The sequence below is a fragment of the Streptomyces sp. SKN60 genome (genome assembly GCF_026236535.1).
Classification (GTDB): Bacteria; Actinomycetota; Actinomycetes; order Streptomycetales; family Streptomycetaceae; genus Streptomyces.
On the sequence record NZ_JAHTMW010000023.1, the window covers coordinates 1 to 15,488 of the forward strand.

A 15,488-nucleotide genomic window follows, 5' to 3' on the forward strand; every position below is an offset into this window, starting at 1 on the left:
GCGACGCCAAGATCACCCAGATCTACGAAGGCACCAACCAGGTCCAGCGCATCGTCATGGCCCGCAACCTCCCGTAATCGTCCGCCCACTTGAAAGGAGACAGGCCGTGACCCTGAAGATCGCTGTCTGTGTGAAGTACGTTCCCGACGCCACCGGCGACCGCGGTTTCGCCGACGACCTGACCACCGACCGCGAGGCCGTCGACGGCCTCCTCTCGGAGCTGGACGAGTACGGCGTGGAGCAGGCGCTCCAGATCGCCGAGGAGGCGGACGACGCCGAGGTCACCGTCATCACCGTCGGCCCCGACGACGCCAAGGACGCGCTCCGCAAGGCGCTGTCGATGGGCGCCGACAAGGCCGTCCACGTCAACGACGAGGACATCCACGGCACCGACGTCATCGGCACCTCCGCGATCCTCGCCAAGGCCCTGGAGAAGACCGGCTTCGACCTGGTCGTCTGCGGCATGGCCTCCACCGACGGCACCATGGGCGTGCTGCCCGCGCTGCTCGCCGAGCGCCTGAACCTCCCGCAGGTCACCCTGCTCTCCGAGGTCTCGGTCGAGGACGGGGTCGTGCGCGGCCGCCGCGACGGCGACGCCGCCAGCGAGCAGCTGGAGGCCCCGCTGCCGGCCGTCATCTCCGTCACCGACCAGTCGGGCGAGGCCCGTTACCCCTCCTTCAAGGGGATCATGGCCGCGAAGAAGAAGCCGGTCGAGGAGCTGGAGCTCGACGACCTCGGCATCGACGCCGACGAGGTCGGCCTCGGCGGCTCGTGGACCCTGGTCGAGTCGGCCACCGCGCGCCCGGCCCGCACCAAGGGCACGATCGTCACGGACGAGGGCGACGGCGGCAAGCAGCTCGCCGCCTTCCTGTCCGGCCAGAAGTTCATCTGACCCACCGTCACCATCCCTCAGGAGCAAGGAATCATGGCTGAGATCCTGGTTCTCGTGGACCACGCCGACGGTGCGGTCCGCAAGCCGGCCCTCGAACTGCTCACCCTGGCCCGCCGGCTCGGCGAGCCCACGGCGGTCGTCCTCGGCGCCGGCGAGGCCGCGGCCTCGATCGCCGCGACGGCGGGCGAGTACGGCGCGGCCACCGTGTACGTCGCGGACGGCGCCGAGTTCGCCGAGCAGCTCGTCGTGCCGAAGGTCGACGCGCTCACCCAGATCGCCAAGGACAAGGGCGTCGCCGCCGTCCTGGTGACCTCCTCGGGCGAGGGCAAGGAGGTCGCGGCCCGCGTGGCGCTGCGCCTCGGCTCCGGTCTGATCACGGACGCGGTGGAGCTGGAGGCCGGCGACAACGGCCCGGTCGCCACCCAGTCGGTGTTCGCCGCCTCGTACCAGGTGAAGTCGACCGTCTCGCACGGCGTCCCGGTCATCACCGTCAAGCCGAACTCGGCCGCTCCGGAGGCCGCCCCGGCCGCCGGCGCCGTCGAGAACGTGACGGTGGCCTTCACCGGCAACGCCGCCAAGGTCGTCTCGCGCACCGCCCGGGTGTCCACCGGCCGCCCGGAGCTCACCGAGTCGGCCATCGTGGTCTCCGGCGGCCGCGGTGTCGGCGCGGCCGAGGGCTTCGAGGTCGTCGAGAAGCTGGCCGACTCGCTCGGCGCGGCCGTCGGCGCCTCGCGCGCCGCGGTGGACGCCGGCTGGTACCCGCACTCCAACCAGGTGGGTCAGACCGGCAAGCAGGTCTCCCCGCAGCTGTACATCGCGGCGGGCATCTCCGGCGCGATCCAGCACCGGGCCGGCATGCAGACCTCGAAGACGATCGTCGCGGTCAACAAGGACCCGGAGGCCCCGATCTTCGACCTGGTCGACTACGGCGTGGTCGGCGACCTGTTCGAGGTGCTGCCGCAGCTGACGGACGAGATCGGCACCCGCTGACGCAAGCGAGAGGGGCGGGTGGCACTCTGTGCCACCCGCCCCTCTCGTCGTTTCGTGGGACGCGCTCAGAACCAGCCGTCGAGCGCGACCTCCTCGCACAGCCGGACGACCGGTCGGCGGCCCGGCCCGGTGCCGTCGTGGAGCAGTCGGACCCGCACCCCGGGGCGCACCGCGTGCGGCGGTCCGTCGACCCGGCAGCGCACCACGAAGCCCTCGGCCATGTGCACCGGCCAGAGGTCGGCCTCGGCGGCGGTGAAGGCGCGCCGTACGGAGATCACGCCCTCGCCGGCGCTGAGTTCGGGCGCCAGGTCGGTCGACCCGCAGGTCGGACAGAGCAGGCGCTGGAAGGTCGTGGTCTGGCACCAGCGGCACACCTGGTAGTAGAGCTCCGGCTCGGCGGCCGACTCGTCGGCCAGGAGGGCGGCGGACGACGTCCGCAGGCCCGTGGATCCCGTGTGGAACACGATGGCTTCTCCTTGCACTCGGCGGCTCGACCGTGCGTGGTGCAAAGATATGGCACTCAGTGCCAGCAACGAAAGACCTCAGTACCCTCAATTGACGATACTGAGACCCCTTCGTGTCCCTCAGTCCTCGCCCAGGCTCGCCTCGACCTCGCGCACCACGCGCCACATGGGGGTGGACCGCTTGGTGATCACCACCACCACGTCCTCGGCCTCCTGCTCCCCCGCCGTCCCGCCGCCGGCCGGCACCGCGTCCGGGCTCAGCGTCTCGCGGACGAAGCCGAGCGCCCGGTCGACCTCCGCCAGCGGGTCACCCTCGCCGCCGGAGCGCAGCCAGTGGCGCAGGGTGTGGTTGTGCGCGGCGACCACGGCCGCGGCAACCACGTTGGCGCGCAGGGTGCCGTCGCGGCGGTCGGCGTAGCGGGTGCGGAGGTAGTCGCCGAGGGTCTTCTCGTACCGCCAGACGACGGAGAGTTCGTACGTCCGCAGCCCCGTCACCTCACGGGTGAGGCGGTAGCGCTGGACGGAGAAGGTGGGGTTCGCGGCGTACATGCGCATCACGAGCCGGGTGGCCTCGCAGACCCGCACCAGCGGGTCGTCGGAGTCCGCGCTCGCGGCGAGGAACTCGGTCATGTCGGCGAGGCTCTGCTCGTGGTCCGGGAAGACCACGTCCTCCTTCGACGGGAAGTAGCGGAAGAAGGACCGCCGGCCGACCCCCGCCGTACGGACGATGTCGTCGACCGTCGTCTGCTCGTAGCCGCGCTCCAGGAAGAGCTCGAAGGCCGCCGCGACGAGGGAGTCGCGCATCGAGGGCTTGGCGGGGGTGGCGGGGTTGCTGCTCATGCCCCGAACCTAGCACTCGGATCCCTCTCGCGGCGGCACTTGGTGCCATCGCCCAGGTCAGCGGCTCAGCACCGGATCCGGTTCCGGCTCAGCGGGCCGCCATGCGCAGCGCGCCGTCCATCCGGATGGTCTCGCCGTTGAGGTAGTCGTGCTCGGCGATCATCGTGACGAGACGGGCGTACTCGTCGGGGCGGGCGAGCCGCTGCGGGAAGGTGACGCTGGCGGCGAGCCCGGCCCGGACGTCCTCGCTGAAGCCGGCCATCATCGGGGTGTCCACGATGCCGGGGGCGACGGTGACCACCCGGATGCCGTACTGGGCGAGGTCGCGGGCGGCCGTGACGGTCATCCCGGCGACGCCGGCCTTGGACGCCGCGTACGCGATCTGACCGACCTGCCCCTCGAAGGCGGCGATGGAGGCGGTGTTGACGACGAGGCCGCGCTGCCCGTACCCGTCGACCGGCTGCCGGGCGATCACCTCGGCGGCCAGCCGCATGACGTTGAAGGTGCCGACCAGGTTGACGTCCAGGACCGCGCGGAACAGCGCCAGGTCGTGCGGGCCCTTGCGGCCGAGGATCCGGGCGGAGGGCGCGATGCCGGCGCAGTTGACCGCGAGCCGCAGCTCGGCGCCGTCCTCCTCGATCCGCGCCAGCGCCGCCCGCACCTGCTCCTCGTCGGTGACGTCGGCGGCCAGCAGGGTGACCCCGTCGGCCGGCGTCTCGGCCCCGGCGACGGCCTTGTCGAGATCCAGGCCGTAGACGGTGGCCCCACGGGCGGCGAGCGCGGCGGCGGTGGCGGCGCCCAGGCCCGAGGCGGCACCGGTGACGAGCGCGGCGGATCCTGCGATGTCCATGAATCTCCTCGTACGAAGGGGCGGCCCGGAACCGGGCCGCCTCAGGTGTGCACTACTTCCATTCCCAGACCTTGGCCGTGCTCTTGCCGTCCTTGTCCTCGTCGTACTCGAACACGCCCGCGGTCCCGTTGAGCCGGCTGAACTTCGCCGAGGCGCTCTCGAAGAAGATCGAGCCGCGATAGCTGAAGCCGCCGGACTCGGTCGGACGGCCGACGCCGGTGCCGTGCCAGGTGATGATGTCGCCGTCCTCGGTCATGTTGCAGCCCTGGCCGTCCCCGAAGAGCGTGCCGTCCGCCTCCATCACCGAGTCGTACGTGCCGATGTCCCTGACCGCCACGCCGAGCAGCGTGCCGGTCGCCTCGAAGGACACCTCCACGTGCGGGTGACCGCCGTCGACCGACACCACCCGGATACCGGTCCTCTGGCCCTGTTCCTCACCGATCAGATCGCCGAGCATGATGGGACTCCTCTCCGAGACCTGCGGATCGGGATCCCCTCTTCCGGCGTACGCCCGGCGGCGCGGCCCGGCAACCGGAACCGTCCGGCCTGACGGTCAGGCGGTCAGGCGGTCAGGCGGTCAGGCCCCGGCTGATGACCAGGCGCTGGATCTGGTTCGTCCCCTCGAAGATCTGCATGATCTTCGCCTCGCGCATGTAGCGCTCGACCGGGAAGTCCCGCGTGTAGCCGTAGCCGCCGAGGACCTGGACCGCGTCCGTGGTCACCTTCATCGCCGTGTCCGTGGCGATCAGCTTCGCCGCGCTGGCCTGGCGGCTGAAGGGGCGGCCGAGGTCGCGGCGGCGGGCCGCGTCGAGGTAGGTGGCGCGGGCGGCGTCCACGGCGGCGGCCATGTCAGCGAGCAGGAAGCCGAGACCCTGGTGGTCGATGATCTTCCGGCCGAAGGCGGTGCGCTCGTTGGCGTACGCGACGGCGGCGCTCAGCGCGGCCTGGGCGAGGCCGGTGGCGCAGGCGGCGATGCCGAGGCGCCCGTTGTCGAGGGCGCTGAAGGCGATCTGCAGGCCCTGGCCCTCGGCGCCGATCAGCCGGTCGGCCCCTATCACCGCGCCGTCCCAGTGGGCGGAGGTGGTGGGCACGGCCTGGAGGCCCATCTTGCGCTCGGGCTTGCCGAAGCTGAGGCCCTCGGTCTCGCCGGGCGCGAGGAAGCAGGAGATGCCGTGGCTGCCGGGGGCGGTGCGGGCGAAGAGGGCGTAGAAGCCGGCCCGGCCGCCGTGGGTGATCCAGGCCTTGTTGCCGGTGAGGCGGTACGCGGCGCGGCCGTCGGCGTCCTCGGTGGGCTCGGCCTTGCAGGCGAGCGCGGCGGCGTCGGAGCCGGCCTGCGGCTCGGAGAGGCTGTAGCCGCCGATCTCGCGGCCCTCCAGCATGGCCGGCAGCCAGCGCTCCTTCTGCTCGGCGGTGCCGAAGGCGTGCAGCGGGTGGCAGGCCAGGGTGTGGACGCTGGTGGCGACGGCGACGGCGGCCCAGCGGGCGGCCAGCTCCTCCAGGACCTGCAGATAGACCTCGTACGGCTGGCCCCCGCCGCCGTACTCCTCGGGGTAGGCGAGGCCGAGCAGCCCGGCCTCGCCGAGGGTCGCGAACAGACCCTCCGGATACGTCTCGGCGGCCTCGTGCTCGTCGACGCGCGGGGCGAGCTCCTTGTCGGCGATCTCCCGCGTGAGGGCGATGAGGTCCGCTGCCTCGGGGGTGGGAAGCAGGCGGTCGACATCCATGGCGACTCCATCAGGACACAGACGGGCACAGACGATGCTGCGAAACGGTACTGCGAGGGGTACGGCAGTACCGGTTAGCGTAGCGCAGCAGAGTGACGGCACAAGCCCCCGAACGGGTCGACCCGGCATACTGTTCGGGTGATCGAGACCTCCGCCGCCGCACCCCGCCTCACCGGCCGCGGCGCCGCCAGGCGCTCCGAGCTCTTCGAGGAGCTGGTGGCGCTCCTGGTCGGCGAGGGCTTCGCGCGGCTCACGCTCGACGAGCTCGCGGCCAAACTGCACTGCTCCAAGCGCACCCTCTACGGCCTGGCCGGCAGCAAGGAACAGCTGGTCAGAGCGGCCGTCGTGCACTTCTTCCGGCGGGCCACCAGCCGGGTCGAGGCGGTGCTCGCGGCCGCGACGGGACCGGCCGAACGGCTTGCCGCGTATCTGCGCGCGGTGGCCGCCGAGCTCGCGCCGGTCTCCCCGCAGTTCTTCGACGACGTGGCCGCCTTCGAGCCCGCCGCCGAGGTCTACGAGCGAAACACCCGGGCCGCCGCCGGCCGGGTCCAGCAGCTCATCGAGGAGGGCGTGACGGCCGGGGTCTTCCGGGACGTCCACGTGGCCTTCGCGGCCGATGTGATCGCCTCCGTGATGGTCCGCATCCAGCAGCGCCAGGTGGCCGCCGCGACCGGTCTGGCCGACGCCGCCGCGTACGAGCAGCTCGCGGAGCTGCTGCTGCACGGCCTGCAGAAGGCGGGCCTGAGCCCGGGCGGCCTGAAACCGGCCTGAGCACACGAAGCCTGTGCACACGAAGAGAGGGCACCCCGGGGATCCGGGGTGCCCTCTCTGCTCGTACGCGTACGGGCCAGGTGGTACGCGTACGGGTCAGGCGACCGAGCCTATGCGGCCGGCCGGCTCGCTCGTGCCGTCGTGGTGGATCGGGGTGTGCGCGCCGGTCAGCGAGGCGCCGCTGCCGCCGCGCCGGTCGGCGACGATCTCGGCGCCGATGGACAGCGCGGTCTCCTCGGGCGTACGGGCTCCGAGGTCGAGGCCGATCGGGGAGCGGAGGCGGGCGAGTTCGAGCTCGGTGACGCCGACCTCGCGCAGGCGCCTGTTGCGGTCCTCGTGGGTGCGGCGGGAGCCCATGGCGCCGACATAGGCGACGGGAAGACGGAGGGCGACCTGGAGCAGCGGGACGTCGAACTTGGCGTCGTGGGTGAGCACGCACAGCACGGTTCGGACGTCCAGCTCGCCTGCGGCGGAGGCGGCCTCCAGGTAGCGGTGGGGCCATTCGACGACGATCTCGTCCGCCTCGGGGAAGCGGAGCTTCGTCGCGAAGACGGGCCGGGCGTCGCAGACGGTGACGTGGTAGCCGAGGAACTTGCCGACCCGGACGAGCGCGGACGCGAAGTCGATCGCGCCGAAGACGATCATGCGCGGGGCGGGGACGGAGGACTCGACGAGGAGGGTGACCGGCTGTCCGCAGCGGCTGCCGTCGGCGCCGATCTCCAGGGTGCCGGTGCGGCCGGCGTCGAGCATGGCGCGGGCCTCGCTCGCGGCGGTGCGGTCCAGCTCGGGGTGGCCGCCGAGCCCGCCCTCGTACGAACCGTCGGGGCGGACCAGGAGGGCCTGCCCCAACAGGTCCTCCGGGCCGCCGACGATCCTGGCGAGCGCCGCCGCCTCCCCCGAGACGGCGGCGGCGAGCGCGGCGGGGAAGACCCCGCCGCGGACCGGGGTGACGAGGATGTCGATGATGCCGCCGCAGGTCAGACCGACCGCGAAGGCGTCCTCGTCGCTGTAGCCGAAGCGCTCGACGACGGTCCGGCCGTCTTCGAGCGCCTGTTGGCACAGCTCGTAGACGGCGCCCTCCACACATCCGCCGGAGACCGATCCGATCGCCGTGCCGTCGGTGTCGACGGCGAGCGCGGCGCCCGGCTGCCGGGGCGCGCTGCCGCCGACCGCCACCACGGTGGCGACGGCGAACTCGCGTCCCTGCTCGACCCACCGGTGCAGCTCTTCGGCGATGTCCAGCATCTCGAACTCCTAGGGGGATGGGGTGTGGAGGGCGGCGTCACCCAGGGCTGCGGGCCGGGGCCCGTCAGCCGACGCCCACCCAGCTCTCGATCGGATGGATGGCGAAGTAGACGATGAAGACGGCGGTCAGCGCCCACATGAAGCCGCCGACCTCCCGCGCCTTGCCCTGGGCGGACTTGATCACCACGTAGGAGATCACGCCGGCCGCGACACCGGTGGTGATGGTGTAGGTGAAGGGCATCAGGACCACGGTGAGGAACACCGGGATGGCGACGGAGCGGTCGCTCCAGTCCACGTGCTTGGCGTTCTGCATCATCATCGAGCCGATGACGACCAGGGCCGCGGCGGCGACCTCCTGCGGCACGATCGCGGTCAGCGGCGTGAAGAAGAGGCACAGGGCGAAGAATCCGCCGGTGACCACGGAGGCCAGGCCGGTGCGGGCGCCCTCGCCGACGCCGGTGGCGGACTCGACGAAGACCGTCTGGCCGGAGGCACCGCCCGCGCCGCCGAGGATGCCGCCGGCGCCGTCGATGAACAGGGCCTTGGACAGACCGGGCATGCGGCCCTTGTCGTCGGCGAGCTTGGCCTCGGTGCCGACGCCCAGGATGGTCGCCATGGCGTCGAAGAAGCCGGCGAGCACCAGGGTGAAGACGATCATGGTGATCGTGATGTAGCCGACGTCGCCCCAGCCCGTGAAGTCCACGTTGCCGATGAGCGAGAAGTCCGGGGCGGAGACGGCGCTGCCGTGCAGCTCCGGGGCGCCGGAGAACCAGGCCTTGGCCGGGATGTCGGCGACCGCGTTGAGGACGGCCGCGACGACGGTGCCGGTGACGATGCCGATGAGGATCGCGCCGGGGATGTTGCGGGACTGCAGTGCGAAGATCAGCAGCAGCGTGAAGGCGAAGATGAGGACCGGCCAGCCCTCCAGCTCGCCGGCCGGGCCGAGCGAGACGGGGCCGCCGCCGGGGGCGGGGTTCTCGTGGACGAAGCCGGCCTTCACGAAGCCGATGATGGCGATGAAGAGGCCGATGCCGATGGTGATGGCGTGCTTGAGCGCGAGGGGGATCGCGTTCATGATCATCTCACGCAGGCCGGTGACGACCAGGAGACAGATCACGGCGCCGTAGGCGATCGACATGGCCATGGCCTGCGGCCAGGTCATGACCGGGACGACCTGCGAGGCCATCACGCCGGAGACGCTGAGGCCGGCGGCGAGGGCCAGCGGGACCTTGCCCCAGAAACCCATCAGGAGGGTGGTGGCCGCCGCGCAGAGGGCGGTGGCGGTGATCAGCGCGGGCTGGCTGAGGACGTTGCCGTCGACATCCTTGCCGGAGAGGATCAGGGGGTTGAGCAGGAGAATGTACGCCATCGCCATGAAGGTGGTGACGCCGCCGCGGATCTCCGTCGCGACGGTGGATCCTCTCTCCGAGATGTGAAAGTACCGGTCGAGCCAAGACCTGCCGGCGGGGTTGCGCGAGCCGTTGCCCGCGTCCTCGGCCGTGGTCTTGGGCTCCACTGACGACTGGGTCATGGGGCCTACTCCCAAGGTTCAAAGGGGCACCCGCGTACTGCGTTGGGGATTGCGGGATTTGGGATATCAAGTTGGCTGCACGACCCGGGGGACGGCCCGAGACGAACGGGTGAATCGGTACTGCGGTTCCTGCTGTCACTGCGGGTACTGCGGTTCCTGCGGGTACTGCGGTGTGGGGGTTTCCCCGGACGGTGCGGGCGGGAGGGAAGTGTGACGTTCCTGGGAGGCACGCACCGTCCGGAGAGGTCCTAGAGGGTGCCGGTCAGGTGCTCGGGGCGGACCGGCGTCTTGTTGAGCTCCAGGCCCGTCGCGTTCCGGATCGCCGCGAGGACGGCCGGGGTGGACGACAGGGTCGGGGCCTCGCCGATGCCGCGCACGCCGTACGGCGCGTTCGGGTCGGCCAGCTCGAGGTAGTCGACCGGGATGGTCGGCGTGTCGAGGATCGTGGGGATCAGGTAGTCCGTGAAGGAGGGGTTGCGCACCTTCGCGGTCTTCGGGTCGACGATGATCTCCTCCATCACCGCGACGCCGAGGCCCTGGGTGGTGCCGCCCTGGATCTGGCCGACGACGGAGAGCGGGTTGACCGCCTTGCCGACGTCCTGGGCGCAGGCCAGTTCGATCACCTTGACGAGGCCGAGCTCGGTGTCGACCTCGACGACCGCGCGGTGCGCCGCGAAGGCGTACTGCACATGGCCGTTGCCCTGGCCGGTGACGAGGTCGAAGGCCTCGGTGGGGCGGTGCCGCCACTCCTCCTCGATCTCGACGACCTCGTCCTCCAGGACGTCCACGAGGGAGGCGAGGGCCTCGCCGCCGTCGGTGACGACCTTGCCGCCCTCCAGGAGGAGTTCGGCGCTCGCCCAGGCCGGGTGGTACGAGCCGAACTTGCGCCGGCCGATCTCCAGGACCTTCTCGCGGACGAGCTCGCAGGAGTTCTTGATGGCGCCGCCGGTCATGTACGTCTGGCGGCCCGCGGAGGTCGAACCGGCCGAGCCCACCTGGGTGTCGGCGGGGTGGATGGTGACCTGCTGCACGCCGAGCTCGGTACGGGCGATCTGCGCGTGGATCGTGACACCGCCCTGGCCGACCTCGGCCGCGGCGGTGTGGACGGTCGCGACGGCCTCGCCGTTGATGACCTCCATGCGGATCTTCGCCGTCGAGTAGTCGTCGAAGCCCTCGGAGAAGCCGACGTTCTTGATGCCGACCGCGTAGCCCACGCCCCGCACCACGCCCTCACCGTGGGTGGTGTTGGACAGGCCGCCCGGCAGCGCGCGGACGTCCGCGCTCTCGCCGGCGGTCTCCCACTGGCGCTCCGGCGGCAGCGGACGGGCCTTGACCCGGCGCAGCAGTTCGGCGACCGGGGCCGGCGAGTCCACCGGCTGGCCGGTGGGCATGATCGTGCCCTGCTCCATGGCGTTGAGCTGGCGGAACTCCACCGGGTCCATGCCCAGCTTCGCCGCGAGCTTGTCCATCTGCGCCTCGTACGCGAAGCAGGCCTGCACCGCGCCGAAGCCGCGCATGGCGCCGCAGGGCGGGTTGTTGGTGTAGAGGCCGATCGCCTCGATCTCCACGTCGTCGATGACGTACGGGCCGACCGAGAGGGAGGAGGCGTTGCCGACGACCGAGGCCGTGGACGACGCGTACGCGCCGCCGTCGAGCACGATCTTGCACTTCATGTGCGTGAGCTTGCCGTCCTTGGTGGCGCCGTGCTCGTAGTAGAGCTTGGCCGGGTGCCGGTGGACGTGCCCGAAGAAGGACTCGTAGCGGTTGTAGACCATCTTGACCGGCTTGTCGGTGCGCAGCGCGAGCACCGAGGCGAGGATCTGCATCGAGATGTCCTCGCGGCCGCCGAAGGCGCCGCCGACGCCGGCCATGGTCATCCGGACCTTCTCCTCGGGCAGGCCGAGGCAGGGAGCGATCTGCTTGAGGTCCGAGTGCAGCCACTGGGTGGCCACGTACAGGTCGACGCCGCCGTCCTCGGCGGGCACGGCGAGGCCGGACTCCGGGCCGAGGAAGGCCTGGTCCTGCATGCCGAAGGTGTACTCGCCCTTGACGATCACGTCGGCGCGCTTGGCGGCCTCGGCCGCGTTGCCGCGGATGATCGGCTGGCGGTGCACGATGTTGGGGTGCGGGACGTGGCCGGAGTGGTGGTCGTCGCGGTTCTCGTGGACCAGGATCGCGTCGGGCGCGGTCGCGGAGGCCTCGTCGGTGATGACGGGCAGCTCGCGGTACTCGACCTTGATCTTGGCGGCGGCGCGGCGCGCGGTCTCCGGGTGGTCGGCGGCCACGAGGGCCACCGGCTCGCCGTGGTGGCGGACCTTGCCGTAGGCCAGGACGGGGGTGTCCTGGAACTCCATGCCGTAGTTCTTGGCGGCCGGCAGGTCGTCGGCCGTCAGGACCGCGTAGACGCCGGACAGGGCCAGGGCCTCGGAGGTGTCGATGGACACGATCTCGGCGTGGGCGACGGTGGAGCGCAGGACCTGGCCCCACAGCATCTCCTCGTGCCACATGTCCGAGGAGTAGGCGAACTCGCCGGTGACCTTGAGGGTGCCGTCGGGGCGGAGGGTGGACTCGCCGACGCCGCCCTTGGTGTGGTTCTGGGTGACGTTGCGGGGGATGCCCGTGGTGGTACCAGCCATGATCAGACCGCCTCTCCCTGACGTTCCTGGCGGGCGGCCGCCAGGCGGACCGCGTCGAGGATCTTCTCGTAACCGGTGCAGCGGCAGAGGTTGCCGGAGAGCGCCTCGCGGATGTCCGCGTCCGTCGGGGACGGGTTGCGCTCCAGCATCTCGTCGGCGGCGACCAGCAGACCCGGGGTGCAGAAGCCGCACTGGACCGCGCCGGCGTCGATGAACGCCTGCTGGATCGGGGACAGTTCGACGCCCTCGCCGGTCTGCGAGTCCTGCGTGGGCTTGGCCTCCCACTTCTTGGCCGCGTCGAGCGAGGTGCCGCAGGCGCCGGAGGCGCAGCCACCGCCGTGTCCGTGCTCCTCGCGCTCCTTGGCGAACTCGGCGAGGCCCTCGACGGTGACGACCTCGCGGCCCTCGACCTGACCGGCGGCGACCAGGCAGGAACAGACCGGCACGCCGTCGAGACGGACCGTGCAGGAGCCGCACTCGCCCTGCTCACAGGCGTTCTTGGAGCCGGGCAGACCCAGGCGCTCACGCAGAACGTAGAGGAGGGACTCGCCCTCCCAGACGTCGTCGGCTTCCTGCGGACGACCGTTGACCGTGAAATTCACGCGCATGGTTATGCAGCTCCTTCAAGGGTGCGACCGTTGCCGGCGCGGTACTGCTCCCAGGTCCAGCCGAGCGTGCGGCGGGCCATGATGCCCACCGCGTGGCGGCGGTACCGGGCGGTGCCTCGGACGTCGTCGATCGGGTTGCAGGCGCCGGAGGCGAGCTCCGCGAACTGCTTGGCGATCGACGGGGTGATGATCTTGCCGTTGTCCCAGAAGCCGCCCTCTTCGAGCGCCGCGTTCAGGAACTCCTCGGCCGCGGTCGCGCGGACCGGGGTGGGGGCGGCGGAACCGATGCCGGTCCGCACGGTCCGGGTCTCCGGGTGGAGGGCGAGGCCGAAGGCGCAGACGGCGATGACCATCGCGTTGCGGGTGCCGACCTTGGAGTACTGCTGGGGGCCGTCCGCCTTCTTCACGTGGACGGTCTTGATGAGCTCGTCGGGCTCGAGCGCGTTGCGCTTCACGCCCTTGTAGAACTCGTCGATCGGGATGAAGCGGGTGCCGCGCACCGACTCGACCTCTACCTCGGCGCCCGCCGCGAGCAGCGCGGGGTGGGCGTCACCGGCCGGGGAGGCGGTGCCCAGGTTGCCGCCGACGCCGCCGCGGTTGCGGATCTGCGGGGAGGCGACGGTGTGCGAGGCGAGCGCCAGACCGGGAAGCTCCGCGCGGAGGCTCTCCATGATCTGGCTGTACGGTACGGAGGCGCCGAGCCGGACGTTCTCCTCGCCGACCTCCCAGTCGCGCAGCAGCTCGATCCGGTTGAGGTCCAGGAGGTACTCGGGACGCCGGTGGTCGAAGTTGATCTCGACCATGATGTCCGTACCGCCTGCGATGGGCACGGCCGTGGGGTGCTCAGCCTTGGCGGCGAGCGCCTCCTCCCAGCTGGCGGGGCGAAGGAAGTCCATGGTGGCTCTCTTCTTGTGCTTGCAGTGAACGGGGATTCGTCCGTACGGGTCCGGGGGGAACGGCCGGCGGCCCTGACGATCTCTTCATGTGCTGTTAATGCGTGGTGTGTGGCCTAGTACACAAGGCCCGGTCCCCGGTGTGCAGCCACCGAACACATGAAGCAGTTGGCTGGCTGCCACCCTCGTCTTGTAGATTCGAACGAAAGGCGGGGAACAGTAACCACTGCGTTTCCCCCTGGAAACGGTGGCACCACGCCACCGACCACAACGCGACACCCTTCGACGAGAACGGCGGCGAGACCATGCGGCTGCGCGCACTGCTGGAGAACGACGCGCTCGGGCTGCGCCTGCTCGGCGGCGAGGACGAGCTGGACCGCACCGTCCGCGGCGTGATGACGACCGACCTGAAGGACCCCAGCCGCTACCTTTCCGGCGGCGAGCTGGTCCTCACCGGTCTCGCCTGGCTCCGCGAGCCGGCCGACGCCGAGCCCTTCGTACGGATCCTCGCGAGCGCCGGAGTCGCCGCCCTCGCCGCCGGCGAGGCCGAGCTCGGCGACATCCCGGAGGACCTCGTACAGGCGTGTTCACGCCATCACCTTCCGCTGTTCGGAGTCAACGAGTCCGTTGCGTTCGCGACGATCACCGAGCACGTTGTTCGACAGGTCTCCGGCGAGCGGGCCGGCGACCTGGCCGCCGTGGTGGACCGCCACCGGCGCCTGATGACCTCCGGACCGGCCGGCGGCGGCCCCGAGGCCGTGCTCGACCTCCTGGGCACCGACCTGGACCTCCGGGCCTGGGTGCTCTCCCCCACCGGCCGCGGCATCGCGGGCGCCGGGGAGCCCCTGGACCCCTCCCTTGCCGCCACCCTGGCCGGCGAGCACCTGGCCGCCACCCGCACCGGCCGGCGCGGCCCGCACCGGCTCACCGTGGCCGGAACCGCCTACTCGCTCTTCCCGATCCGCAACACCGGCCGCGGCGCCGCGCCCGCCGCCCGCGACGTGCGCGAGACGGTGCTCTCCGACTGGCTGCTCGCCGTCGAGGCCGACGCCGGCGACTGGCCCGCCGCCCGGCTCGACCTGCTGCAGGGCGTCACCCAGCTGATCGCCGTCGAGCGCGACCGCCGCGACGCCGCACGGACGGTACGCCGCCGGCTCGCCCAGGAGGTCCTGGAGCTGGTCCAGACGGGCGCCGCGCCCGCCGAGATCGCCGCCCGGCTCCGGGTCGCCGCGCCCGTGCTGCTGCCCGGCCTGGGCACCGCCCCGCACTGGCAGGTCGTGGTCGCCCGCGTCGAGTGGGACCAGGAGCCCGGGCAGAACGCCGTCGACAGCGGCCCCGTCGCCCAGGCGCTGCTGGAGGAGATCCTCGTCGACCCGGCCACCTCCGGCGCCGACTCCGCCGACCGGATCGCCGTCGCGCACAGCGGCGACGAGGCCATCGCCCTCGTACCGCTGGCCGCCGCGCCGCTGCCGGACAGCGAGGACGACCTGCCGCCGGTCACCCTCGGCCTGCACGCCGACGCGCTGCTCGACGCCGTCCGCGCGCCGCTCTCCGCCGGCCTCGCCGACGACGGGCGGCTCACCCTCGGCGTCAGCGCCGCCGTGCACTCCGCCGAGGGACTGCGCGGCGCCCTGGAGGAGGCCCGGCACGCCCGCCGGGTCGCCGCCGCCCGCCCCGGCCGGGTCTGCGCCGCCGGGCACCACGAGCTGGCCTCGCACGTGCTGCTGCTGCCGTTCGTCCCGGACGACGTCCGCCGCGCCTTCACGGCCCGGCTCCTGGACCCGCTGCGCGACTACGACCGGCGCCACCGGGCCGAGCTCATCCCGACCCTGGAGGCCTTCCTCGACTGCGACGGCTCCTGGACCCGCTGCGCCACCCGCCTCCACCTGCACGTGAACACGCTGCGCTACCGGGTCGGCCGGATCGAGCAGCTCACCGGCCGGGACCTGTCCCGGCTGGAGGACAAGCTCGACTTCTTCCTGGCGCTCCGGATGAGCTGACCGGATGGGCTGATCGGGTGAATCCGCGGTTCCGCCACGGGGAT

Annotated in this window: 15 protein-coding genes; 5 read left to right on the forward strand and 10 right to left on the reverse strand. The window is 71.7% G+C overall.

Annotated elements, in window-relative coordinates; genetic code table 11:
- The 3 genes from KV205_RS36600 to KV205_RS30065 form a co-directional block, all read left to right on the forward strand.
- A partial coding sequence (locus tag KV205_RS36600) for an acyl-CoA dehydrogenase family protein (RefSeq protein ID WP_374214750.1) occupies positions 1 to 77 on the forward strand: 77 nt, incomplete at its 5' end.
- A gap of 29 nt (positions 78 to 106) precedes the next feature.
- Entirely contained in the window at positions 107 to 892 is a 786-nt protein-coding gene (locus KV205_RS30060; RefSeq protein WP_265867904.1) for an electron transfer flavoprotein subunit beta/FixA family protein, read from the forward strand.
- 33 nt (positions 893 to 925) lie between these two features.
- Positions 926 to 1,882 (forward strand): electron transfer flavoprotein subunit alpha/FixB family protein, encoded by a 957-nt coding sequence (locus KV205_RS30065; RefSeq protein ID WP_265867905.1) that lies wholly within the window; start codon positions 926 to 928, stop codon positions 1,880 to 1,882.
- Positions 1,883 to 1,947: 65 nt separating this feature from the next.
- On the opposite strand, the gene KV205_RS30070 is transcribed toward KV205_RS30065, so the two are convergent.
- The 5 genes from KV205_RS30070 to KV205_RS30090 form a co-directional block, all read right to left on the reverse strand.
- Positions 1,948 to 2,346, reverse strand: a complete 399-nt coding sequence (locus KV205_RS30070; protein WP_265867906.1) for a Zn-ribbon domain-containing OB-fold protein — start codon at positions 2,344 to 2,346, stop codon at positions 1,948 to 1,950.
- A gap of 120 nt (positions 2,347 to 2,466) precedes the next feature.
- On the reverse strand, positions 2,467 to 3,186 hold the full coding sequence (locus tag KV205_RS30075) for a TetR family transcriptional regulator (protein ID WP_265867907.1): 720 nt from the start codon (positions 3,184 to 3,186) through the stop codon (positions 2,467 to 2,469).
- Between the two features lie 88 nt (positions 3,187 to 3,274).
- Positions 3,275 to 4,036, reverse strand: coding sequence for an SDR family NAD(P)-dependent oxidoreductase (locus tag KV205_RS30080; RefSeq protein ID WP_265867908.1), 762 nt, complete (start codon positions 4,034 to 4,036; stop codon positions 3,275 to 3,277).
- A 52-nt stretch (positions 4,037 to 4,088) separates the two neighbouring features.
- A complete protein-coding gene (locus KV205_RS30085; RefSeq protein ID WP_265867909.1) occupies positions 4,089 to 4,493 on the reverse strand; it encodes a hypothetical protein in 405 nt (134 codons plus the stop codon).
- A gap of 112 nt (positions 4,494 to 4,605) precedes the next feature.
- Entirely contained in the window at positions 4,606 to 5,760 is a 1,155-nt protein-coding gene (locus tag KV205_RS30090; protein WP_265867910.1) for an acyl-CoA dehydrogenase family protein, read from the reverse strand.
- Between the two features lie 138 nt (positions 5,761 to 5,898).
- On the opposite strand from KV205_RS30090, the gene KV205_RS30095 reads away from it, so the two are divergent.
- Complete coding sequence (locus KV205_RS30095) at positions 5,899 to 6,531, forward strand: TetR/AcrR family transcriptional regulator (protein ID WP_265867911.1); 633 nt, start codon at positions 5,899 to 5,901, stop codon at positions 6,529 to 6,531.
- A 96-nt stretch (positions 6,532 to 6,627) separates the two neighbouring features.
- Here KV205_RS30095 and KV205_RS30100 read toward each other — a convergent pair whose 3' ends face one another.
- The 5 genes from KV205_RS30100 to KV205_RS30120 all read right to left on the reverse strand — a co-directional run bounded on the left by KV205_RS30100 (position 6,628) and on the right by KV205_RS30120 (position 13,447).
- Entirely contained in the window at positions 6,628 to 7,776 is a 1,149-nt protein-coding gene (locus KV205_RS30100) for an XdhC family protein (RefSeq protein ID WP_265867912.1), read from the reverse strand.
- A gap of 64 nt (positions 7,777 to 7,840) precedes the next feature.
- Positions 7,841 to 9,307 carry an NCS2 family permease gene (locus KV205_RS30105; RefSeq protein WP_265867913.1) on the reverse strand — a complete coding sequence of 489 codons (1,467 nt, stop codon included), beginning with the start codon at positions 9,305 to 9,307 and terminating at the stop codon, positions 7,841 to 7,843.
- Between the two features lie 248 nt (positions 9,308 to 9,555).
- The gene (locus KV205_RS30110; protein ID WP_265867914.1) at positions 9,556 to 11,943 is read right to left on the reverse strand and encodes a molybdopterin cofactor-binding domain-containing protein; all 2,388 of its coding nucleotides are present in this window, start codon (positions 11,941 to 11,943) and stop codon (positions 9,556 to 9,558) included.
- A 2-nt stretch (positions 11,944 to 11,945) separates the two neighbouring features.
- Positions 11,946 to 12,551: a (2Fe-2S)-binding protein gene (locus tag KV205_RS30115; protein ID WP_265867915.1), complete on the reverse strand. Its 606-nt coding sequence runs from the start codon at positions 12,549 to 12,551 to the stop codon at positions 11,946 to 11,948.
- Positions 12,552 to 12,553: 2 nt separating this feature from the next.
- Positions 12,554 to 13,447 carry a xanthine dehydrogenase family protein subunit M gene (locus KV205_RS30120; protein WP_265867916.1) on the reverse strand — a complete coding sequence of 298 codons (894 nt, stop codon included), beginning with the start codon at positions 13,445 to 13,447 and terminating at the stop codon, positions 12,554 to 12,556.
- A gap of 302 nt (positions 13,448 to 13,749) precedes the next feature.
- Here KV205_RS30120 and KV205_RS30125 point away from each other — a divergent pair, with 302 nt between their 5' ends.
- A complete protein-coding gene (locus KV205_RS30125; RefSeq protein ID WP_265867917.1) occupies positions 13,750 to 15,444 on the forward strand; it encodes a PucR family transcriptional regulator in 1,695 nt (564 codons plus the stop codon).
- Positions 15,445 to 15,488 lie beyond the last annotated feature (44 nt).